21 protein-coding genes and 1 riboswitch are annotated in these 21,507 nt (G+C 37.4%); of the genes, 17 read left to right on the top strand and 4 right to left on the bottom strand.

The window, feature by feature from the left end:
* Positions 1 to 16: 16 nt before the first annotated feature.
* Positions 17 to 742, top strand: a complete 726-nt coding sequence (locus SFC32_RS01150) for a pseudouridine synthase (RefSeq protein WP_003066095.1) — start codon at positions 17 to 19, stop codon at positions 740 to 742.
* Positions 739 to 1,002 (top strand): membrane protein insertion efficiency factor YidD, encoded by a 264-nt coding sequence (yidD, locus tag SFC32_RS01145; protein ID WP_411049495.1) that lies wholly within the window; start codon positions 739 to 741, stop codon positions 1,000 to 1,002. Before SFC32_RS01150 ends, yidD begins: the two co-directional genes overlap by 4 nt.
* A gap of 19 nt (positions 1,003 to 1,021) precedes the next feature.
* On the opposite strand, the gene SFC32_RS01140 is transcribed toward yidD, so the two are convergent.
* Both SFC32_RS01140 and trkA read right to left on the bottom strand, forming a co-directional pair.
* Positions 1,022 to 2,461, bottom strand: coding sequence for a TrkH family potassium uptake protein (locus SFC32_RS01140; RefSeq protein ID WP_411216625.1), 1,440 nt, complete (start codon positions 2,459 to 2,461; stop codon positions 1,022 to 1,024).
* A 3-nt stretch (positions 2,462 to 2,464) separates the two neighbouring features.
* Positions 2,465 to 3,814, bottom strand: a complete 1,350-nt coding sequence (gene trkA / locus SFC32_RS01135; RefSeq protein ID WP_074560797.1) for a Trk system potassium transporter TrkA — start codon at positions 3,812 to 3,814, stop codon at positions 2,465 to 2,467.
* A gap of 203 nt (positions 3,815 to 4,017) precedes the next feature.
* Here trkA and SFC32_RS01130 point away from each other — a divergent pair, with 203 nt between their 5' ends.
* The 6 genes from SFC32_RS01130 (at position 4,018) to SFC32_RS01105 (ending at position 10,015) form a co-directional block, all read left to right on the top strand.
* Positions 4,018 to 5,865 (top strand): APC family permease, encoded by a 1,848-nt coding sequence (locus SFC32_RS01130; protein ID WP_039696399.1) that lies wholly within the window; start codon positions 4,018 to 4,020, stop codon positions 5,863 to 5,865.
* A 282-nt stretch (positions 5,866 to 6,147) separates the two neighbouring features.
* Positions 6,148 to 6,693, top strand: a complete 546-nt coding sequence (locus tag SFC32_RS01125) for a tRNA (cytidine(34)-2'-O)-methyltransferase (protein ID WP_039696400.1) — start codon at positions 6,148 to 6,150, stop codon at positions 6,691 to 6,693.
* Positions 6,694 to 6,818: 125 nt separating this feature from the next.
* Positions 6,819 to 6,975, top strand: a riboswitch (FMN riboswitch).
* Positions 6,976 to 7,053: 78 nt separating this feature from the next.
* Positions 7,054 to 7,620: an ECF transporter S component gene (locus tag SFC32_RS01120; protein WP_039696401.1), complete on the top strand. Its 567-nt coding sequence runs from the start codon at positions 7,054 to 7,056 to the stop codon at positions 7,618 to 7,620.
* 175 nt (positions 7,621 to 7,795) lie between these two features.
* Entirely contained in the window at positions 7,796 to 8,452 is a 657-nt protein-coding gene (locus tag SFC32_RS01115) for a phosphatase PAP2 family protein (RefSeq protein ID WP_039696402.1), read from the top strand.
* Between the two features lie 82 nt (positions 8,453 to 8,534).
* Complete coding sequence (locus tag SFC32_RS01110) at positions 8,535 to 9,470, top strand: TIGR01212 family radical SAM protein (protein ID WP_074564285.1); 936 nt, start codon at positions 8,535 to 8,537, stop codon at positions 9,468 to 9,470.
* On the top strand, positions 9,467 to 10,015 hold the full coding sequence (locus SFC32_RS01105) for a tRNA (mnm(5)s(2)U34)-methyltransferase (RefSeq protein WP_074629289.1): 549 nt from the start codon (positions 9,467 to 9,469) through the stop codon (positions 10,013 to 10,015). The genes SFC32_RS01110 and SFC32_RS01105 overlap by 4 nt, the downstream gene beginning before the upstream one ends.
* 39 nt (positions 10,016 to 10,054) lie before the next feature.
* Here the strand turns inward: SFC32_RS01105 and SFC32_RS01100 are convergent, their stop codons facing one another.
* Complete coding sequence (locus SFC32_RS01100; protein WP_411050215.1) at positions 10,055 to 10,840, bottom strand: ABC transporter ATP-binding protein; 786 nt, start codon at positions 10,838 to 10,840, stop codon at positions 10,055 to 10,057.
* A 194-nt stretch (positions 10,841 to 11,034) separates the two neighbouring features.
* Here SFC32_RS01100 and SFC32_RS01095 point away from each other — a divergent pair, with 194 nt between their 5' ends.
* The 7 genes from SFC32_RS01095 to SFC32_RS01065 all read left to right on the top strand — a co-directional run bounded on the left by SFC32_RS01095 (position 11,035) and on the right by SFC32_RS01065 (position 19,446).
* A complete protein-coding gene (locus tag SFC32_RS01095; RefSeq protein WP_052071098.1) occupies positions 11,035 to 12,957 on the top strand; it encodes a PTS sugar transporter subunit IIA in 1,923 nt (640 codons plus the stop codon).
* A 180-nt stretch (positions 12,958 to 13,137) separates the two neighbouring features.
* Positions 13,138 to 14,469 carry a hemolysin family protein gene (locus tag SFC32_RS01090; RefSeq protein WP_411049639.1) on the top strand — a complete coding sequence of 444 codons (1,332 nt, stop codon included), beginning with the start codon at positions 13,138 to 13,140 and terminating at the stop codon, positions 14,467 to 14,469.
* 165 nt (positions 14,470 to 14,634) lie between these two features.
* A complete protein-coding gene (gene pflA / locus SFC32_RS01085) occupies positions 14,635 to 15,423 on the top strand; it encodes a pyruvate formate-lyase-activating protein (protein ID WP_039696405.1) in 789 nt (262 codons plus the stop codon).
* 60 nt (positions 15,424 to 15,483) lie between these two features.
* Positions 15,484 to 16,125, top strand: a complete 642-nt coding sequence (locus tag SFC32_RS01080; RefSeq protein ID WP_133017563.1) for a hypothetical protein — start codon at positions 15,484 to 15,486, stop codon at positions 16,123 to 16,125.
* Between the two features lie 149 nt (positions 16,126 to 16,274).
* Entirely contained in the window at positions 16,275 to 17,207 is a 933-nt protein-coding gene (locus SFC32_RS01075) for a manganese-dependent inorganic pyrophosphatase (RefSeq protein WP_074564277.1), read from the top strand.
* 289 nt (positions 17,208 to 17,496) lie between these two features.
* Complete coding sequence (locus SFC32_RS01070) at positions 17,497 to 18,474, top strand: DUF6287 domain-containing protein (protein ID WP_411049638.1); 978 nt, start codon at positions 17,497 to 17,499, stop codon at positions 18,472 to 18,474.
* 18 nt (positions 18,475 to 18,492) lie between these two features.
* Entirely contained in the window at positions 18,493 to 19,446 is a 954-nt protein-coding gene (locus tag SFC32_RS01065) for a DUF6287 domain-containing protein (RefSeq protein WP_411049637.1), read from the top strand.
* A gap of 36 nt (positions 19,447 to 19,482) precedes the next feature.
* Here SFC32_RS01065 and yaaA read toward each other — a convergent pair whose 3' ends face one another.
* Positions 19,483 to 20,214 carry a peroxide stress protein YaaA gene (yaaA, locus tag SFC32_RS01060; RefSeq protein WP_411049636.1) on the bottom strand — a complete coding sequence of 244 codons (732 nt, stop codon included), beginning with the start codon at positions 20,212 to 20,214 and terminating at the stop codon, positions 19,483 to 19,485.
* Between the two features lie 108 nt (positions 20,215 to 20,322).
* Here yaaA and SFC32_RS01055 point away from each other — a divergent pair, with 108 nt between their 5' ends.
* Entirely contained in the window at positions 20,323 to 20,847 is a 525-nt protein-coding gene (locus SFC32_RS01055; RefSeq protein WP_411049635.1) for a YiiX/YebB-like N1pC/P60 family cysteine hydrolase, read from the top strand.
* Positions 20,831 to 21,484, top strand: a complete 654-nt coding sequence (locus SFC32_RS01050; protein ID WP_411049634.1) for a DUF1803 domain-containing protein — start codon at positions 20,831 to 20,833, stop codon at positions 21,482 to 21,484. The genes SFC32_RS01055 and SFC32_RS01050 overlap by 17 nt, the downstream gene beginning before the upstream one ends.
* Positions 21,485 to 21,507: the final 23 nt, after the last annotated feature.

The following is a 21,507-nucleotide window of genomic DNA, read 5'->3' as shown; positions in this document are numbered from 1 at the left end:
AGTTAAAGGAAAGAATATGAGAATTAATAAATACATTGCCCATGCGGGAATTGCCAGCCGTCGTAAAGCTGAAGATTTGATTAAAAGAGGTTTGGTAACCATCAACGGTAAAGTTGTCACAGAACTAGCTACAACGGTTAAAGCTGGTGATGTTGTTGAAGTTGAAGGGACACCAATCTATAACGAAGAAAAAGTTTATTACCTTCTTAATAAACCTCGTGGTGTGATTTCAAGTGTATCAGATGACAAAGGCCGTAAAACGGTTGTTGACTTGCTACCAAACGTTACAGAACGTATTTACCCTGTTGGACGTTTGGACTGGGATACTACTGGACTTTTGATTTTGACAAATGATGGTGATTTCACAGATGAAATGATTCACCCACGTAACGAAATCGACAAAGTCTACTTAGCTCGTGTTAAAGGACTTGCGACAAAAGAAAATCTTCGTCCCTTGACACGTGGTGTTGTTATCGATGGTAAAAAGACAAAACCAGCTCGTTACAATATCATCAAAGTAGATCCTGAAAAAAATCGTTCAGTGGTTGAATTGACTATCCATGAGGGACGTAACCACCAAGTTAAGAAAATGTTCGAATCAGTTGGACTTTTGGTAGATAAATTGTCTCGTACGAACTTTGGGACTTTGGATCTATCAGGTCTTCGCCCAGGTGAATCACGTCGTTTGAGCAAAAAAGAAATCAGCCAGTTACATAATTTAGCTGTTAACAAACAAAAATGATAAAAAAACTGCTTATTGCGCTTGTTAAATGGTATCAAAAACGGATTTCCCCCATGACCCCTCCATCATGTCGCTATCGACCAAGCTGTTCGAATTACATGATTGTGGCGATTGAAAAGCATGGGATAAAAGGTGTTCTTATGGGAATTGCACGTATTTTACGTTGCCATCCATTTGTAGAGGGTGGGGATGATCCAGTGCCTGATTATTTTACGCTTCGACGCAATAAAGATTATCGTAAAAAGAAAGAGGAAAGCTAAGTTTTCCTCTTTTTGTGTATTAATATTTTGACCATGTTTTTGGAATGAAGAGGAGTAGCATTGGGTAAATTTCCAAGCGTCCTGCAATCATGGCAAATGACATGAGTAATTTTGAAAATGGACTAAAGATGGCAAAGGTTTGGCTTGTGCCGAGCATTGGTCCGATGTTGTTAAAGGTTGATGTTGCTGCGCTGACCACAACCATAAAATTATTATTATCTAGTGATAGCATTAAGGTTAGTCCTAAAAGTAAGAAAACATATAATGTCAAATACTTAAGGACACCGTGTTGAATTACCTTATCAAGTGGTTGCTCGTTGATATGAATAGTCATGATACGATTTGGGTAAAGGGTTGAGAGCACTTGATTCCTTGCAATTTTTGTCAAGATAAGTGTACGCATGACCTTAATACCACCTGCAGTTGATCCAGCAGATCCTCCGACAAACATGAGAAAGAGTAGAATAACCTGAGCAAACAAAGGCCAAACGGTCAAATCAGTTACTCCAAATCCTGTTGTTGTCATGATGTTAGCCACTTCAAATAATGAATTTTCCAAAGCCTTACCAGCGCTTGGGTAAAGGCCACTGACATTCAACCAGATTAGAGCTGTTGCAATCACAACAATCCCAATATAAGTTCTTAGTTCTTCGTCTTTAAAGAATGCTTTAAACTTACGAAGTAATAAGAAGTAGTACAAGTTAAAGTTAATCCCAAAAAGGAGTACAGCAATTGAGATAATATTTGTGATTAGTGAACTGTTGTAATGAGCAATAGAATCATTATAGACTCCAAAACCACCAGTACCAGCACAACCCATTGCAGTGATAATACTGTCAAAGGCAGGCATGCCAGCTACCATCAAAATAACCATTAAAATGGCAAACATACTGAGGTAAATGACATAAAGAATTTGCGCTGTTTCTTTCAGTTTAGAAACCACTTTACCAAAGACAGGACCAGGCACTTCAGCACGCATGACTTCCAAGTGGCTATTTTTACTATTTTCCATAATGGCTAGCGCAAACACCAGCACTCCCATACCACCGATAAGGTGGGCGAAACTTCGCCAGAAGAGTAGCGAGTGTGATAGCACCGCAACATCAGGTAAAATAGTAGCACCAGTCGTGGTAAATCCAGAAACCATTTCAAAGAAAGCGTCAATGATACTTGGAATTTGTCCTGAAAGTACAAATGGCAGCGCTCCAAAGAATGACCAGAGTATCCAACATAGAGCAACGATTAAGAGTCCCTCTTTGGTGTAAACATGGTAATTCTTTGGCTTGAAAGCAACCCCAAGAAGTCCAATGATGACAAGCATTCCAATCGTGATGACCAGGCTGTTAATCACGCGCATATCTTCATGATAAATGAAAGCCACAATCACAGGCACTAACATCAAAGAAGCTTCAATCAATAGGAGTTTTGCTAGGAGGTAACGAACCATACTTTTATTCATAACTTACCTCGCTAACAAATCATAGATGCGCGTGATGTTTTTCAAGAAGGTTACGACAACAATCTTATCACCAACTTCAAAGACATCCTCACCGGTTGGATAAATGGTTTTACCTTTGCGGATAATCGCGGCGATAAGAATATTTTCCTTGAATTTTAGTGATGACAGACTCTTACCTGCCATTTTATTGTTTTCACGAATTTCAAATTGCAAGGTCTCGATACGACCATTAGCGACGTGGTGCATGGCATCAAGGTTTGAGTCTTGGGCGTTCACACGACCACGAATGAAGTGCATCATGCTATCAACCGCAATACTTTTTGGTGTGACAATACTTGAAAATTGGCTAGTATCGATAATCTCAAGCAAGCTAGTACGGTTAACTTTGGTGATATTTTTTCGTACACCAAGTGTTTCAAGGAACATAGAAGTGATGATGTTTTCTTCATCCACCCCTGTTAGTGTTGCGACTGCATCAAAGTTTTCCACACATTCTTCCAAAAGCACACTTTTAGCCGTACCGTCACCTTGGACGACATGGACGTTTGGAAATTCTTGGCTGAACATCTGAGCTTGCTCAGGATTATTTTCAATGACCTTAAGATTCATCTTAGTGTTCTTAAGAATGTTGAGCAAGTAGTAGGCAATTCGTCCAGCACCAATAATCATCATGTTCTTGATAGATTTGGTTTTTACAGAATTGTGGAAAAGAATCATGTCAATACGATTTCCTGTAACGAAAATCTTATCAGCTGTTTGGAGTGTGGCATCACCGTCTGGAATAATCAATTTTCCACGACGTTCGATAGCACAGATAACTAAGTTACCAAATTTTTTACGGAATTGGCTCAAGCTCATGTGGCAAAGTTTGCTGCCATCAGAAATCACAAATTCCATTAACATGACACGTCCATTGACAAAGTGCTCAACAGAAAGGGCATTTGGAAAGTCAACAGTATTAGCAATATAACGTGCAGTTAACAATTCTGGATTGACCACCAAAGAAAAGCCAAGGAAATTTTTATCTTTGAAATAAGCGTTTGAGTATTCTGGATTACGAACACGGACAACCGTTTCTTTGGCACCCATTTGTTTGGCAAGAACGGCTGAAATCATATTAACTTCGTCTTTATCAGTCAGAGCAATGAAGATATCGCAGTTAGCAACATCAGCTTGCTCAAGAATTTTAAAGTTAGCACCATTACCAACGATTCCCATGATATCGTGACGTTTGGTAATATTTTTTAAAACAGCTTCTTTTTCTTCAATTAAGACGACATTGTGTTTTTCTTCAACAAGAGAGCGACAAAGTGCGGTACCAACCTTACCTCCGCCGACAACAATTATTTTCATTTTAACCTCCGAAATGTATCGTATCTATATTACTCTATTTTTCCTAAAAATACTAGCCATTCCAACTGCTAACAAGGGATTAAGCTTGATTTATCAAAGCTAACAATGATTGTTAAAATTAGGTTACAAATCATCAAAACGCTTGCGAAATGTCAGTGAGAGAACTATAATGAATCGTTATCTAATTTTAGGGAGAAATTTCAATGCTTGAAAAGTTACGAAATGTTTTTATTGGTAATCCCCTGGAATCAGCTGGCGAGACTGACGAGGATCATCTGCTATCCAAATCACAAGCCTTGGCCATGTTGTCCAGCGATGCCCTTTCATCTATTGCTTATGGTCCAGAACAAGTTATCTTAGTTTTGACAACTATTTCTGCGGCGGCAATTTGGTGGTCTTTACCAATTGGACTTTTGGTTTTGGTATTGTTAGCAAGCCTAACGATTTCTTACCAACAAGTTATCCATGCTTACCCTAAAGGTGGTGGTGCCTACATGGTATCTACGGAAAATTTATCACCAAGTATGGGATTAATTGCAGGTGGTAGTTTGTTGGTTGACTATATGTTGACAGTAGCTGTTTCGGTGTCATCTGGTGCCGATGCGATTACATCAGCTTTTCCAGCCATTAAGGAATTTAATTTAGAAATTTCGATTGTTCTGGTTTTGGCTTTGATGTTTATGAATTTGCGTGGTTTGCGCGAATCGGCAAAATCTTTGATGATTCCAGTTTATTTGTTCATTGTAAGTATCTTATTCTTGATTGCATATGGTGCTTTTCAAATTCTGACTGGGCATTTGGCTTATACGGCAACAGCACACATTGGTAAAGTGGTTCCAGGAGTGTCTATCATTCTTTTGCTGAGAGCTTTTACCAGCGGTTCAGCTTCACTTACTGGTGTTGAAGCTATTTCAAATGCGGTGCCATTTTTCAAGAAACCAAAAGAAAAAAACGCAGCTGGCACCCTTGCCATCATGTCACTAATTCTTGGGATTATGTTTGCAGGGATTACTTTCCTAAACTATTGGCTGGGAATTACACCATCAGCTCATGTAACCATTTTGGCTCAAATTGCGCAACGTATCTTTGGTGATTCAACAATCGGAAATGCTTTGTTCTACATTTTCCAATTATCAACAGCCTTAATCTTGGCGGTTGCTGCAAATACTGGCTTTTCTGCCTTTCCAATGTTATCTTTCAACATGGCTAAGAACAAATACATGCCTCACCTCTTTATGGAAAAAGGGGCACGTCTTGGCTATTCAAATGGTATCATCACCCTAGCAGTTGGAGCAATTGCGCTTCTTTGTATCTTTAATGGGTCGACTGAACGCCTTATTCCGCTTTATACCATTGGGGTATTTATCCCATTTGCCCTTTCACAAACGGGGATGGTCATTCACTGGAAACGCAAATTTGGTCAAGGCTATTTGAAACATTCTGTGGCTAATATCTTGGGAGCAATTATTTGTTACCTCATCATTTTGATTTTATTGATTTTTAGAATTGGTGAAATCTGGCCATTCTTCCCAATCATCTTTGTCTTGATGTTCTTGTTCCATTCTATTAAGAATCACTACAAGAATGTTGCCATGCAACTTCGTTTGACAGATGATGTTAAGAATATCCATTATGATGGTAATACGGTTTTGATTTTGGTCGGTAATATGACACAAGCAAGTATTCGTGCTATCAACTATGCTAAAAGCATTGGACAAACGGTTGTTGCCATGCACGTATCAACCTTGGAAACACGTGAAAAAGACTTAGAAGTTGAAGAAGAATTCAAACACTATTTCCCAGATGTTACCTTTGTCAATATTGAATCAAACTACCGTGATATTGTGAAACCAACCATGATGTTTGTTCAAAAAATGAATCATGAAGCTAAGAAAAATAATCACACGATGACGGTTATTATTCCAAAATTCATTCCAAAACACAGTTGGCAAAACATGCTTCACAACCAAATGAGCCTACGTATCCGTGCGCGTTTACGTTGGTATGAAGACATTATCATTGCAACTTATTCATATCATTTGAAGAAATAATAAATCTTTAAGAAGCCTTTCATATCAAGGCTTCTTTTAATTTTTTAAAAGAAAAGGCTTACATCGAAAAAACATTGAAAAAAGCTGTAAAAACGTGACATTTTCGCGTTAAATACGTTGACTTTGCATGTTAAAGTGTTATAATAATTTACAAGAATTCGTTAGTTTAAATCAAACCTGTTATGATTTAAGTTAATGAATCGCCGCCAACCACGCTGTTTGCTGAGCTTGACTCCGGGCAGTGTGGTTTATTTTTATGTCAAAAAACGGAGAGGAATAGTTATGAATATCGAAGAACTTGATTACCAAGAAGAAGCTACTAAGGCTGTCAATCATGTCGTTCTTTTTCAACCACAAATTCCACAAAATACAGGAAATATTGCTAGAACATGTGCTGCAACCAATACACCACTACACATCATTCGTCCGATGGGATTCCCAATTGACGACCGCAAAATGAAACGTGCAGGGCTTGATTACTGGGACAAACTTGATGTGACATTCTATGATAGCATTGAAGAATTTATGGAAAAATGTGATGGGAAAGTTCACTTGATTAGTAAATTCGCTGAAAAAGTTTATTCTGACGAAAACTACAATGATGGCAACCATCATTATTTCCTTTTCGGTCGTGAAGATAAAGGACTTCCTGAAGACTTCATGCGAGAAAATCCAGAGAAAGCTCTTCGTATTCCGATGAATGATGAACACGTGCGCAGCTTGAATTTGTCAAATACCGTCTGCATGATTGTCTATGAAGCTCTTCGCCAACAAGCATTTCCAAATTTGGAACTCAGCCACACTTACGAGCATGATAAACTAAAATAAAAGAAAAGTAGTCCTTTAGGACTGCTTTTTGACGTATAAAAGTCCAAAAAGTGAGGAGAATCGGCATAAAATCAAGCTTTTTCAGCCAAAAACATTGCAGAGCTTGATTTTTTTTGATATTCTAAGGGTGTCTTCAGGGCAGGGTGCAATTCCCGACCGGCGGTGTTGCCTCTCGTTGTTTGCTAAGAGAACGAGAGCAATGTAAAAGTCCGCGAGCTGCTTGGCAGTTGATCTGGTGAGATTCCAGAACCGACAGTAAAGTCTGGATGGGAGAAGACCAAGAGTTTGCTTAGGCTTTTTGGCTACAGCAATATACTCGAACGCCTTCTTTCAATTTGAGAAAATTGGAGGAACTTTTTTATGCCTGAAACTATGACTAACACACGTAAATTGGCGCATATTGCCATTTTATCGACGCTTTCGTTCTTGTTGATGTATTTGCAATTTCCGCTGATTCCATCAGCTAGCTTCTTGCAATTTGATTTTTCAATCTTACCAGTCTTAGTTGGTCTTGTGATGATTGACTTGCAAAGCGCGCTTGGAATTTTGATTTTGCGAACACTTCTAAAACTCATGTTAAATAATGGTGGTGTTACCACCTTGATTGGTATGCCAATGAATGTGGTCGCTTTAGGAGTTTTCTTGTTAGCGATGGCTTTCATTTGGAATCGAAAACCAAGTTTGAAAACTTTTGTTTTGGCTTCAGTTGTGGGAACGATTGGTTTGACCGTGGCTATGTTGGTATTAAATTATATCTATGCGGTGCCACTTTATGCTCAATTTGCAAACTTTGATATTTCAGCTATTCTAGGTTTAGGAAATTACCTTTTTGCAATGGTTGTCCCATTTAACTTGATTGAAGGAGTGATTTTCTCTATTTCCTTCTTTATCTTATGGACATGCCTAAAACCGATTTTAACAAAATAAATACATGACAGGTCTGGGACATAGTCCTAGGCTTTTTAGTTAATCTTCTAATGAACTTAACATTTGTTTAAACTGCCACAGTTTTGCCACAGAATTTAGAGGCTTTGGCTAGGCTTAAAAAATGAACTGCGTTATAATAATACTGTTGCACTAAATTCTTGTGAAAGGTATTAACATGAAACATAAACAAACCTATTTTACACTTGGCTCAACCTTTCTCGTGATTTTTATGATGTTGGGCTATGTTGTAAAATTTTATCCTGAAGCTGTAACAGGACTTGATTCAAGTATTCAATTAAGCGTTCGTGGAGATTTACCAGCTCATCTGACTGCTTTCTTTAAAGTCATCACAAATTTTGGTCATGAAGCGCTTGTCTTTGTCTATACATTTGCCATTGCAGCCTTTTTCTATTTCCGAAAAAATTGGAAAACGGAAGGCCTCCTTTTAGCTGGCAATTTGGTTTTAATGGGGGCTTTTTCAACAGTCTTTAAGTATCTTTATAATCGTCCAAGACCAAGTTTGGAATTCTTGGTTAAACGACCAATGGGGCCATCGTTCCCAAGTTGGCATGCGGCATCCAGTATGATTGTGGCTATTAGTTTGATGATTATTATCGAGCAACATTTGACAAAAACAGTGGCTAAGCGTCTGCTACAAGTATTGGTTGTTGTACTTGCTCTTTTAACAGCTGTTTCTCGTATCTACTTAGGTGTCCATTACCCAACAGATATTTTGGGTGGCTGGTTGCTAGCTCTTGCTATCTCTCTAGCTGTATACCCAATTTATGATAAGAAGCGTTTTGAATGGCGTTTCCAAGGAAAACAAGATTAAGTATTAAAGAGGCGACCGATAGGTCGTCTTTTTAAGGTGACTTGAGTTTGTCTCGTGCTTAGAAAGTGTTATAATAAAAGCTATGAAAAAACGTTACAATACTCTAAATGATTACTATCGCGAGATTTTTGGAGAAAAAATATTTAAAGTTCCTATTGATGCAGGATTTGACTGCCCAAACCGTGATGGAACGGTAGCGCATGGTGGCTGTACTTTCTGTACGGTATCAGGTTCTGGTGATGCTATCGTGGCTCCAGACGCTCCAATTCGTGACCAATTTTATAAAGAAATAGATTTCATGCACCGTAAATGGCCAGAAGTTAAGAAATACTTGGTTTATTTCCAAAACTTCACCAATACGCATGACACGGTTGATGTGATTCGTGAACGCTATGAACAAGCTATTAACGAACCTGGTGTTGTTGGGATTAATATCGGGACACGTCCCGACTGTCTGCCAGATGAAACCATTGCCTACATTGCTGAATTATCTGAGCGTATGCATGTGACTGTTGAGCTTGGGTTGCAGACCACTTATGATGAAACTTCTAAAATCATTAACCGAGCTCACACTTATGACCTTTACGTCAAAACTGTGAAACGTCTTCGTGAATTGGCTCCTAAGGTTGAGATTGTTTCTCACTTGATTAATGGCCTTCCAGGGGAAACACATGAGATGATGGTTGAGAACGTTAGACGTTGTGTGAGCGATAACGAGATTGACGGAATCAAACTTCATTTGCTTCACTTGATGACAAGTACCAAAATGCAACGTGATTACCATGAAGGGCGTTTGAAATTGCTCAGTATGGACGAATACGTCAATATTATCTGCGACCAGTTGGAAATTATCCCTAAAAATATTGTTATTCACCGCATCACTGGAGATGCTCCACGTGATATGTTGATTGGACCAATGTGGAGCCTCAAGAAATGGGAAGTTTTAAACGCCATTGACAAAGAAATGGAACGTCGAGGTTCTTATCAAGGATGTAAATTAGAGGAGGTTGAATCGTGATAAAACGTCCCTTACACTTATCACATGATTTTTTGGCTGAGGTGCTAGATGATGGTGCAGTAGCTGTTGATGCAACCATGGGAAATGGCAATGACACAGCTTTTCTCGCTCAGCATGCTAAAAAAGTTTACGCTTTTGATGTGCAAGAACAAGCACTAAAAAGCACACAAGAACGCCTAGAAAAACAGGCAATTTCAAATGCGCAGTTGATTTTAGATGGGCATCAAAATCTTGATAAATACGTCAGTGAGCCAATTCGCACAGCTATTTTCAACCTTGGCTATTTACCAAGTGCCGATAAGACAGTCATTACAAAACCCGATACCACTTTAGTGGCTATTGAAAAAATCTTAGAACGTCTTGAAATCGGTGGTCGTCTAGCTATCATGATTTATTATGGTCACGAAGGTGGAGACATGGAAAAAGATGCAGTGCTTGATTACGTGTCAGCTCTTGACCAAAAAGAGTTTGCAACAATGCTATATAAACCTTTGAACCAAATTCACCAACCACCTTTCTTGGTTATGATTGAAAAATTACGTTAATAATAAAACCTCTATGATTAAGGTCATAGAGGTTTTTCGTTATTTAAATTCAGGTTTGATGTAAATGCGGTCATCTCCAAGAGGGACAATTGATACGGTTTGATCATAAAAGTTAGATAAAATATCTTCTGTTAAGACTTGGTCTTTTGGACCTTGAGCAATGATTTGCCCTTTTTTGAGGAGAAGAACGTGGGTAAAAGAACGTGTGATTTCTTCAGCATGGTGAGTAACATAGATAATAGTTGGCGCATTTGGCAAGCTAGTGATTTGCTCAATTTGCGTCAGCAATTTTTCACGTGCAAAAAGGTCAAGTCCACTAGTTGCTTCATCGAGAATTAAGATTTCTGGACTTTCCATTAAGCTCCTTGCGATAAGAAGAAGTTGCTTTTCACCTTGTGAAAGACTGGCATAAATACGACCAAGAAGATGTTCACCGCCAATTGAGATGAGCATTTGTCTAGCTTCTTCAAGTTCTTTTTCGCCGTATTCAGTATAAAGGATACTTGATTTGTATTTTCCGGTTAGGACGATTTTTTCAGCTAGCATGTGTGGGGATAATCGTTCGGCGATGAAAGAGCCAACGATACCAATTTTGGTACGCATATTGCTGATATCAGTCCCACCAAATTTATTTCCCAGCACCTCAACACTGCCTTGACTTGTCCAATATTCAGCGGTGATGAGTTTTAGAAGGGATGTTTTGCCAGAACCGTTAAGCCCAAGAATTGCCCAGTGTTCGCCCTTGTTGACCTGCCAAGTGACATTATTTAAGAGTTTTTTATTCTGTCGTTCTAGACTAACATTGGTTAAAGAAAGTTGAATCATAGGAGAACCTCCGTCAAGTATTTGATAGTTATTATATCATTTTTCAGAAAATTTAGATATTTATTTCTGAAATAGTTTGATAAATAAAACTAAAAATTAGTAAAACTTTACTAAAACTTATTGACTTTGTTTAGGAAAGCGTTTACTATAATCATGTAATCAAAAAACAAAGTTGTTAGAAGAAGGAGAGTTCTATGAATCAAACGACTCATGCAAGCAAAGATTTGAAAAAATCTGCAGCTACTTCACGCATTTCATATGCTTTTGGGGCATTTGGTCACGATATTTTTTATGCGACCTTGTCAACATACTTCATCACTTTTATTACCTCACACTTATTTAATACTGGTGATGCAGCACAAAATAATCGCATGGTTTTGTATATCACTCAGATTATCGCAGGTTTGCGTATTGTTGAATTGATTATTGACCCTTTTATTGGAAATATGATTGACAATACAAAGACACGCTGGGGAAAATTCAAACCATGGGTAGTAGCTGGTGGTACAATCAGCTCACTTGCTTTATTGATTTTATTTACTGATATGGGTGGACTTAACAAGACAAATCCAGTGCTTTACTTGATTATCTTTGCTTTCATCTATATCATGATGGATATTTTTTATTCTTTTAAAGATATTGGTTTTTGGTCAATGGTTCCAGCACTATCATTTAGCTCTGAAGAACGTGAAAAAACAGCAACTTTTGCTCGTATTGGTTCAACTATTGGTGGTAATATTGTTAGTGTTGTGATTATGCCAATCGTTCTTTTCTTCTCACTTCATCGTAATGGCGGTGCTGGTGATAATCGTGGTTGGTTCTGGTTTGCCTTTATTGTGGCTTTGTTGGGTGTGTTAACTGTTTTGGCTGTAGCCTTTGGTACACATGAAATTGAGTCCGACCTTCGTAGAAATACTGAAAAAACAGGCTTCAAAGATGTTCTTAAAGTCTTAACTAAAAACGACCAATTAATGGCGATTGCTTTGTCATATGTCTTGTATACAACTGGGATTAGTATTTTAAATGCTTCTGAATTGTATTACTTCACTTACATCATGGGACACGCAGCTCAATTTTCAATCTTAGGTACGATTAATACAGTTGTCGGTTTGCTTTCAGTTTCTCTTTTCCCACAATTAGCTGGAAAATTGAATCGTCGTAATTTGTTCTTTGCTTGTATCGCTGTAATGCTTTGCGGTATTGGTCTCTTTTCAGTAGCTGGAACATCACTAGCTCTTGTTTTACTTGCTGCTGAATTATTCTTTATTCCTCAACCTCTTGTTTTCCTTGTGGTCTTGATGATTATCACAGACTGTGTGGAATATGGTCAATGGAAACTTGGTCACCGTGATGAAGCTTTGACCTTGTCAGTTCGTCCTTTGTTGGATAAATTTGGTGGTGCTATTTCAAATCTTGTCATTGGTGCAGCAGCGGTTGCTGCTGGGATGACAACAGGTGCGACAGCTGATTCCATTACAAAAGCAGGAATCATTTCTTTCAAACTTCATGTCTTTGCTTTACCATTTGCTTTGATTATTTTAAGTAGTTTGGTTTTCTTCTTCCGTGTTAAATTAACTGAAGAAAAACACGCTGAAATTGTTGAAGAACTTGAACGTACTTGGGGACACGAATACATCGAAGATGAGGTTGAAACAGATGGTGGTCTGAACATCTCAGCTCCAATTTCAGGTCAACTGATTGCCTTGTCAGATGTAGATGACCCAATCTTTGCAAAAGAAGGACTTGGTAAAGGATTCGCCATTAAACCAAGCGATGGTTGTGTTTATGCGCCGTTTGATGCAATGGTTCGTCAAGTCTTTACCACTCGCCACGCTGTTGGTTTGGTTTCTGAAGATGGTATTGTCTTATTGATTCACATTGGTATTGGAACCGTGAAACTAAAAGGAACAGGATTTGTTTCTTATGTGGTTGAAGGAGAGCATGTTAAAAAAGGTGATAAATTGATTGAATTCTGGGATCCAGCAATTAAAAAAGCTGGACTTGATGATACGGTTATTGTCACTGTCACAAATTCACATGTCTTTAATGACTTTGTGATGAAAGCTCCTGCTGGTACAAACGTACAAGCTGGTGATGATGTGTTGACCTTGAACTAAGGAAATATGAAAAGGACTCAGTTTATGTAACTGGGTCTTTTATATAGAAGAAAGATAGTCGATGCTTGCAGTATTTGTTTGGCACTTTAATTCGAAAATATGCTATAATGTAGTCACTGTATTAAGAATAGAATATAGGTGATTAAAACCTATTTGAGATAGAAGAGGAGTAAGATTTATATGGAAGACCCGAGTCAGAATTTAGTATTGCAATTTATTTTATTGTTAATTTTGACCTTATTAAACGCCTTTTTCTCAGCTTCTGAGATGGCTTTAGTGTCTTTAAATCGTTCACGTGTTGAACAAAAAGCAGAAGAAGGAAATAAAAAATATATCCGTCTTTTGTCTGTCCTAGAAAAACCAAATAACTTTTTATCAACGATTCAAGTTGGGATTACTTTTATCGGACTTTTACAAGGGGCTAGTTTGTCTGCTTCACTTGGTGGTGTGATTGCCTCTTGGTTTGGAAATTATGTCTGGGCAAAAACAGCTGGTAGCGTGATTTCACTTGTCTTTTTGACTTATATTTCAATCGTTCTTGGAGAACTTTATCCAAAACGTATTGCCATGAACCTTAAGGAAAACTTGGCGGTTATTTCAGCTCCAGTCATTATCCTTATTGGGAAATTGGTTAGCCCATTTGTCTGGTTATTATCAGCTTCAACTAATCTTTTGTCACGCATCACACCAATGACATTTGACGATGCCGATGAAAAAATGACACGTGATGAAATTGAATACATGCTGACAAATAGCGAAGAGACTTTGGATGCAGAGGAGATTGAAATGCTTCAAGGTGTCTTCTCACTTGATGAATTGATGGCGCGTGAAGTCATGGTACCACGTACAGATGCTTTCATGATTGACATCAATGATGACACGCAAGAAAACATTCAAGAAATTCTGAAAAGACACTTTTCACGTATTCCCGTCTATGATGATGACAAGGATAAGATTATTGGTGTCCTTCACACTAAACGTTTGTTAGCTGCTGGTTTCAGCGAAGGTTTTGATAATATTGTTTTGCGTAAAATCTTGCAAGAACCTTTGTTTGTTCCTGAAACGATTTTTGTTGATGATTTGTTGCGTCAATTGCGAAACACTCAAAATCAAATGGCAATCTTGCTTGATGAATACGGTGGTGTTGCAGGAATTGTAACCCTTGAAGATTTGCTTGAAGAAATTGTCGGTGAAATTGATGACGAAACCGATAAAGCAGAACAATGTGTTCGTGAAATTGGTGAAGATACTTATATTGTCCTTGGTACAATGACCTTGAATGATTTCAATGATTACTTTGACCTTGATTTAGATAGTGATGATGTCGATACTATTGCTGGATTCTATTTGACAGGGGTTGGTAACATTCCAAGTCAGGATAGTCGTGAAAGCTTTGAAGTTGATTCAAAAGAAAAACACCTTGTTTTAACAAATGATAAAGTAAAAGATGGTCGTGTGACGAAATTGAAAGTTGTCATTTCTGATATAGAACAGACCCCTGAGGAAGATTAAGCTAAAAGCTTAGTCTTTTTTAGTGGGTTGACGTGATGGCTAAAAGCCTTGATTGACTTAAAAACTGATATATAAGAGCTGTTTTACTGGCTTTTTTATCACCATCTTTTCTCTGGAAAATGGTATAATGAAAATTAGAAAAACGGTTACAAAGGATGTTAGAAAATGACTGAAATAGATTACGGAAAAGTGACAGGAATGATTCATTCAACAGAAAGTTTTGGTTCTGTGGATGGTCCTGGTGTTCGCTTTGTCATTTTTATGCAAGGCTGCAAGATGCGTTGCCAATATTGTCACAATCCAGATACTTGGGCATTAGAAACAAATAATTCTCGTGAACGCACTGTTGATGATGTTTTAGCAGAAGCCTTGCGTTATCGACATTTCTGGGGTGAAAATGGTGGGATTACCGTTTCAGGTGGTGAAGCCATGTTGCAAATTGAGTTTGTAACAGCCCTTTTTACCAAGGCTAAAGAATTAGGAATTCATTGCACGCTTGATACGTGTGGTTTTACGTTCCGAGATACGCCTGAATATCACGAAATTGTGGATAAGTTACTAGCTGTGACGGATTTAGTTCTTTTAGATTTAAAAGAAATCAATCCTAAACAACACATTGTTGTAACACGTCAACCCAATACTAATATTCTAGCTTTTGCTCGTTATTTGTCTGATAAGGGTGTTCCAGTCTGGATTCGTCATGTCTTGGTTCCAGGATTGACCGATTTTGATGAAGACTTAATTGAGCTAGGGAAATTTGTTGAAACGTTAAAAAACGTGGATAAATTTGAAATTTTGCCTTATCATACCTTGGGTGAATTCAAGTGGCGTGAATTGGGAATTCCTTATACCCTTGAAGGGGTTAAACCACCGACTAGAGAACGTGTCCAAAATGCTAAAAAGCTTATGCATACAGAGTCTTACACAGACTACATGAAACGCATTCATCACTAGACAGGTTGACTATTGACATTGAGATGAATCTTTGATAAGCTCTATCACAAGGTGGACACTATGAACAGTTACAAAGTTTTAAAATTTGACGATCACTTCGTTTATTTGACGCAAGATGGCAAGATTAAAAAATTAGCGCGTGACTTATTTGATTTTGATATCGCACTAGGGGATAGAGTTGATTATATCCAAGATGGTGATATTGTCTTAGTGATGCCGAGCCAAGGAGAAATGGACATAAGCAGTGATAAATCTGTTAAGTCTGGGCTTTTACAAGGCATTCTTAATCTTTTCTTGGAAACTTTATCCATTCATAACAACGACTTAGGAAATCTAAAGAAGATTTTTTCACAACTTTTGGTCACACTTTTTATGGCATGGAGTTTGCTTGGTGTGGTTGTGATTGAATTATTACTTTTACTAGAATCCTTGATTTCCGTTATCTGGCGCTTACTAGTTAAAGGCATTAAGAATTTGCACATTGTGGATAATAGCCGAAAATATATGGCTTACCGCAAACGCCAAGAAGCTATTCGCAATCAAGAAAATCGTGAGGAAGAAGAACGTCTTTTACGTCTTGCTTTAGAACAGGAAAAGTTAGATAAAAAAGACCATGTTTCTGAAAAAACATCAGAAACTCTTACGACAGATTCAGAAAATACTCAGGAAGATTCTGTAAAAGAAACGAAAGAAATAGACTAAAAAAGAAAGCACTTTTATCATTAAGTACTAGAGCTTGTTGATAAAGGTGCTTTTTTGTTGGAATAATGGCTTAAAAGAGCCTGCTAGCTTTGCTATCTCCTTTAAATTTTGCTAAAATAAGAATAAATAATTATTATGAGGTAAAGAACATGTCTAAAATTTTAGTTTTTGGTCACCAAAATCCAGACTCTGATGCGCTTGGTTCATCAATCGCATACGCATACTTGAAACGTGAACTTGGTGTAGATGCTGAAGCTGTTGCTCTTGGAACTCCAAACGAAGAAACAACTTTTGCATTGAACTACTTTGGTGTAGAAGCACCACGCGTTGTTGAATCAGCAAAAGCTGAAGGTGCTGACCAAGTTATTTTGACAGACCACAACGAATTCCAACAATCAATCTCAGATATCCGTGACGTTGAAGTTGTTGAAGTGATTGACCACCACCGTGTCTCTAACTTTGAAACTGCTAACCCACTTTACATGCGTTTAGAACCAGTTGGTTCAGCTTCATCAATCGTTTACCGTCTATACAAAGAAAACGGTGTTGCTATTCCTAAAGAAATGGCTGGTTTGCTTTTGTCTGGTTTGATTTCAGATACACTTCTTCTTAAATCACCAACAACTCACGCAACTGACCCAGCTGTTGCTGCTGACTTGGCAGAAATCGCAGGTGTTAACCTTGAAGAATATGGTTTAGCATTGCTTAAAGCTGGTACAAACTTGGCAACAAAATCTGCTGAAGAATTGATTGATATCGATGCAAAATCATTTGAACTTAACGGAAACCAAGTTCGTGTTGCACAAGTTAACACAGTTGACATCAACGAAGTTCTTGAACGTCAAGCAGAAATCGAAGCTGCAATGACTGCTGCTATCTCTGCTAACGGATACTCTGACTTTGTTCTTATGATTACAGATATCCTTAACTCAAACTCAGAAATCTTGGCACTTGGTGCTAACATGGATAAAGTTGAAGCTGCCTTCAACTTCAAACTTGAAAACAACCACGCATTCCTTGCTGGTGCTGTTTCACGTAAAAAACAAGTTGTTCCACAATTGACAGAAAGCTTCAACGCTTAATTAATGTCGATAATGATAACACAAAAGGCGATGCAAGTCGCCTTTTTGTATGCTTTGTATATTGAGGAGATAAAAAATTAAAGATATTAATATGAAAAAAGTCATCTTTTTATTTTGTTGCTTTATTTTAATTGGGTGTCATCAACAATCAAATGATAGTAAAGGAAAAACAAGCCATGGCACAAGAGAAGTTGTCGATTCTAAGAATGTAACAAAAGAGAAAAAAGATTATTCTGATTGGTTTTTAAATTATCGTTATTATTATGTTGCATCAAATACTTCAACCTTGATGACATGTGGGATAAGCTTAAATAATGATGGTACTGCAACTTTATGTAGAGCTGGCGCAGAATTGATGGCATTCAATGCTGGGAATCCTTTAAAAGGACAGTACACAATTGAAGATTATGAGGATTCTAATACTGTACAAACTTATGTTACATCAGGTAATATGACTGTAAATGGAGAAGAACCTAGTCGAGTAGAACTTGTTCCAAGTGTTAAAATCACGATAGATATTCCTGTTCAAGAACTTCAACGTGTTAATGGCAACGTTAATTCTGTAAAAGATGAAACCAAGGTAGTGCTTTATGGTTATACTAATGATGATGGTAATAAAGTATTAACAACAGATGAAGAGGTAAAATCAGCATTACAAGTTTATTTTCATGCTAAACCTGAAAAAGCTAACTACGTTGTTAGTGTAGATGTATTGAACTTACGTTTAAAACCAAGCTTATCAGCTGATGTTGTTACTAAAAAACAAAAGGGTGATATTCTTCAAGTATTAGATTATGTTAGTGGAGAATCAGTTGATAATAACTCAACTTGGTGGGAAGTTAATATTGATGGCCAGAAATGTTATGCTTGGTCTGGTGCTCTTAAAACACAATTAGCTTATGATGCTGAACTAGAATCAGCCAATGATATTAATTTGGAAGAGATAAAGGATGAAAACTACGAATCGCTTGCCGGAACATGGCGTAACGGAAAAGGTGATACTCTTGTTATCCAAAGTGATGGCTCAATCGTTAGCACAGTAGATGGAAGGTCAGGTAAAGAAAGTTTGGGTGGTGCTTTTAGGTACGAAAGTGATGGTGTTCCTTATATTGGAGTCAGTAATGGGTATACTGGAGGTTTATTAGCATTGCTTAAGGTTGGTTTTAAGACAACAGGAGATAATTCGGATACTTCTAAACCACGAATTGTACCAACACAGAATGGTGTTTATCATTTATCTAATGATTACTATTATTATCGTCAATAATATAGAAAGTAAATAAAAATGAAAAAGAGAATTTTATTAATTATTCTTGCTCTGCTAGTTTTAAGCGCATGTTCTCATAAGAATAAAAATCAGAAAGTACCAGGAAATTGGTACACTGGCTCATCTTCATCCACTTCGGCATCTGATAAAAAAGAAACTAGTGATAATAGTATTTATGATGTTGTGTTAGAAAAACTTAGAACTGATACAAGTGATACCCCAGCAACACATTATGCTTATTATGATATTGATGGAAATGGACAGGATGAACTATTTTCTGGACGGTATTGGGAGTCTACGGGAACAATTGAATTCGCTGCTCTTTATTATGATAATAACGGTGTTGCTGATTATTTGGCACAAAGTTATGTTGCGTCAGCTGGTGGTTATAGAGAAGCTGCAAATATTTATACAGATGGAACGGTTATTACAGCTAAGTGGATGTCAACAGGAACTCAAATGGAAGACACTCAATATCAACTGAGAGCAGACAATAGCGGTGTTGATGTAATAAAAAATGCTAATGTACCTATTGGGAGAGATGTAGAGTTGTCGGATTACTTTGACATCAAGGGGAAAAAAGAGTTTGATTTTAGTATTTTGGATTGGCAGGAACTATCACCAAATAAAACTCAATCTGCGGATGATATTGATATCGAACAAATCCTCAATGGAAATTATGAATCAATTGCGGGGATATGGGTTAATGGTAGAGGACAGATTTTGAATATAAGTTCTGACGGTATGCTTGGTGATGATGCTAAGATATTTTCAATGTCAAGAAATAATCAAGGACTAGTATTTTTGGCTGCGGGTTCTATAGATGGAACACCGGGAGGAATTGCTATTGGATTATTTCCGATTGGTGTAGAAAATCCATTAGGAGATTATTCAGACATTTCTAAACCAAGATTAGTAGCAGGTCAGCAATTTGTCGATTTTCCTGCAGAAGCATATTATTATAGAAAATAGCAAAACAAAAAGCAAACAAGTTCTCTTGTTTGCTTTTTATTCTTCTTCTCGGATAAAGGTGAGTGTTTTGTCGTCTGAATGGTCTTTGGCAAATGAGAAACCGTCGAAAGTTAAGTTTTTGATATCTTCGATGGTTTCAATTTGCTTTTCAGCCATGAGTGAAACCAAACGTCCTCTTCCTTTTTTAGAAATGGTTGAGTGGATTTTGAGTTTGCCAGATCGATTTTCCATAAAGATGACTTTTATCATGCGTTTACGAATATTTGGTGAAAAGACTTGCTCAAATTCTGATGATAGAAGTGAGATGATAAGGTCATCATCTTGAACGTCTTTGTCATAATCTTCTCGCCAGAATTGTTTTAATGAGGTATTGTTGATTTTGAGATTGCCTTGAAAATCTAGCCGATGTGGGGCAATTAAGTCTGTTGGTTTGACAAGGCCATAAAATGCTGTTGCAATGCGAAGGTGCTTATCGAGATAATCTTTCTCAGTCTGGCTGACATTTTGACGCTTTAAGTAACGGTACATGAGGCCGTCGTAAAGCATCCAAGCTGGGTAATATCTGGCATCTTTGTTAGCCATTCGTTGCCAGCGCAGCCATTCCTGGTCAGCCTTGACTGGATTGATTTTGTAAAAATTAGCCAAATCTTCTACAGAGTAATCTAGCATGGTCTCAAGAATATCTTTGCTTTTAGTTCCTAAGGCTTGGTTGGCAAAAGCGTCTTGATTAGTATTTAATTCTTTAGCGTTAGGGATAAGTAATTTCATACTGGCATTATAGCACAGACTTAAAAATTTCTTTAAAGATAAGTCCTCATAAATGTCGTAGCAAATCTTCTTATAGCAGGACACTTTGTTTTTTGTTACAATTAACATATGAAACTACAAGACTTGCAAGCTGGTGACTTGCTTTTTATGCGCGATAATCAAGCCATGTCCCAGGCAATCCAGCAGGCGACAGGACAGTACAGCCATGTTGCGATTTATTTTAATCAAATGATTTACCACGCGACAAGAGATAAAGGTGTTGTCAGAGAAAATCTTAGAGAGTTTTTGCTTACACATGAACAGCTTGTCTCGGTTTATCGCTATCCCAAAATCAATCCAGACCAAGTTCTGGTGGCAGCAAAGGCCTTACTTGGAAAACCTTATAATGATAGTTTTTATCCAGGTAATGGCACTTATTATTGTTCGCAATATATTGCAGAAATTCTGCCAATTTTTAAGACCGTTCCCATGCAATTTGGCGATGATCAGCACGTGATTTTAGACTTTTGGCAGACCTATTACGATAAATTGGGACTTGCTGTGCCTTTAAATCAAGCAGGAACCAATCCCAGCCAGCTATCGCAATCAGAGGATTTACAATATTTAGGAGAATTACATGATTATCATTTTTAATCCAGATAAATTAACACGACAAACTTTTTTTAAGGATTTAATTAACTTTTTGTATCAGACAGATGATGTAACCTTGCGTCAAATCAAAGCTAAATTTCAAGAAGTGCCAAAAATTGATCGTTTGATTGAGGAATATGTCCAAGCAGGTTATATTATCCGTGATAACAAACGCTACACGCTTGGTTTTGAATTACTTAACTCTCTTGAAAATATCAGTTTAGACAGTCAGATTTTTGTGGATGATGAGAGCCAAATTTACACTGACTTGATGAAACTTTCTTTTGAAACACGTCTAGATAATGAGACGAATGATTTGGTTCTTGTTGAAAAAACAAGCATTGCTCGAGATGAATTGACGCTTTCTAACTACTTTTTCAAACTAGCTGAGAATTTGCCAATGTCTAAAGAACAAGAAGTTCTGTTTGATTTGCTTGGAGATGTTAATCCGCAATACGCTTTGAAATACATGACAACTTTTCTATTGAAATTTGCAAGAAAAGACGAAGTCGCTCAAAAACGACCAGATATTTTTGTGGAAGCTTTGGAAAAATTGGATTACATTCGCAAAAATGACCAAGGCAAATACCAATTGAACATGACATTTGATAAAGAGACGTTGATTTTTACAAGTAAATAAAGCAAAAAAATCTGGGGAGTGCC

The organism is Streptococcus sp. TATVAM-FAB8 (assembly GCF_046592795.1).
In the GTDB taxonomy this organism is placed as follows: domain Bacteria; phylum Bacillota; class Bacilli; order Lactobacillales; family Streptococcaceae; genus Streptococcus; species Streptococcus ruminicola.
Note: the sequence above shows the minus strand (reverse complement) of the source record. Positions and strands in the feature narration are given on the sequence as shown.

Excerpts from the sequence above, each read along its gene's own strand:
- SFC32_RS01080 (WP_133017563.1), top strand. The coding sequence starts at position 15,484 with ATGAACAGTTACAAAGTTTTAAAATTTGACGATCACTTCGTTTATTTG.
- SFC32_RS01090 (WP_411049639.1), top strand. The coding sequence starts at position 13,138 with ATGGAAGACCCGAGTCAGAATTTAGTATTGCAATTTATTTTATTGTTA.
- SFC32_RS01075 (WP_074564277.1), top strand. The coding sequence starts at position 16,275 with ATGTCTAAAATTTTAGTTTTTGGTCACCAAAATCCAGACTCTGATGCG.
- SFC32_RS01065 (WP_411049637.1), top strand. The coding sequence starts at position 18,493 with ATGAAAAAGAGAATTTTATTAATTATTCTTGCTCTGCTAGTTTTAAGC.
- SFC32_RS01055 (WP_411049635.1), top strand. The coding sequence starts at position 20,323 with ATGAAACTACAAGACTTGCAAGCTGGTGACTTGCTTTTTATGCGCGAT.
- SFC32_RS01125 (WP_039696400.1), top strand. The coding sequence starts at position 6,148 with ATGAATATCGAAGAACTTGATTACCAAGAAGAAGCTACTAAGGCTGTC.
- SFC32_RS01110 (WP_074564285.1), top strand. The coding sequence starts at position 8,535 with ATGAAAAAACGTTACAATACTCTAAATGATTACTATCGCGAGATTTTT.
- SFC32_RS01130 (WP_039696399.1), top strand. The coding sequence starts at position 4,018 with ATGCTTGAAAAGTTACGAAATGTTTTTATTGGTAATCCCCTGGAATCA.
- yidD (WP_411049495.1), top strand. The coding sequence starts at position 739 with ATGATAAAAAAACTGCTTATTGCGCTTGTTAAATGGTATCAAAAACGG.
- SFC32_RS01120 (WP_039696401.1), top strand. The coding sequence starts at position 7,054 with ATGCCTGAAACTATGACTAACACACGTAAATTGGCGCATATTGCCATT.
- SFC32_RS01115 (WP_039696402.1), top strand. The coding sequence starts at position 7,796 with ATGAAACATAAACAAACCTATTTTACACTTGGCTCAACCTTTCTCGTG.
- SFC32_RS01100 (WP_411050215.1), bottom strand. The coding sequence starts at position 10,840 with ATGATTCAACTTTCTTTAACCAATGTTAGTCTAGAACGACAGAATAAA.
- yaaA (WP_411049636.1), bottom strand. The coding sequence starts at position 20,214 with ATGAAATTACTTATCCCTAACGCTAAAGAATTAAATACTAATCAAGAC.
- pflA (WP_039696405.1), top strand. The coding sequence starts at position 14,635 with ATGACTGAAATAGATTACGGAAAAGTGACAGGAATGATTCATTCAACA.
- trkA (WP_074560797.1), bottom strand. The coding sequence starts at position 3,814 with ATGAAAATAATTGTTGTCGGCGGAGGTAAGGTTGGTACCGCACTTTGT.
- SFC32_RS01150 (WP_003066095.1), top strand. The coding sequence starts at position 17 with ATGAGAATTAATAAATACATTGCCCATGCGGGAATTGCCAGCCGTCGT.
- SFC32_RS01050 (WP_411049634.1), top strand. The coding sequence starts at position 20,831 with ATGATTATCATTTTTAATCCAGATAAATTAACACGACAAACTTTTTTT.
- SFC32_RS01140 (WP_411216625.1), bottom strand. The coding sequence starts at position 2,461 with ATGAATAAAAGTATGGTTCGTTACCTCCTAGCAAAACTCCTATTGATT.
- SFC32_RS01070 (WP_411049638.1), top strand. The coding sequence starts at position 17,497 with ATGACATGTGGGATAAGCTTAAATAATGATGGTACTGCAACTTTATGT.
- SFC32_RS01095 (WP_052071098.1), top strand. The coding sequence starts at position 11,035 with ATGAATCAAACGACTCATGCAAGCAAAGATTTGAAAAAATCTGCAGCT.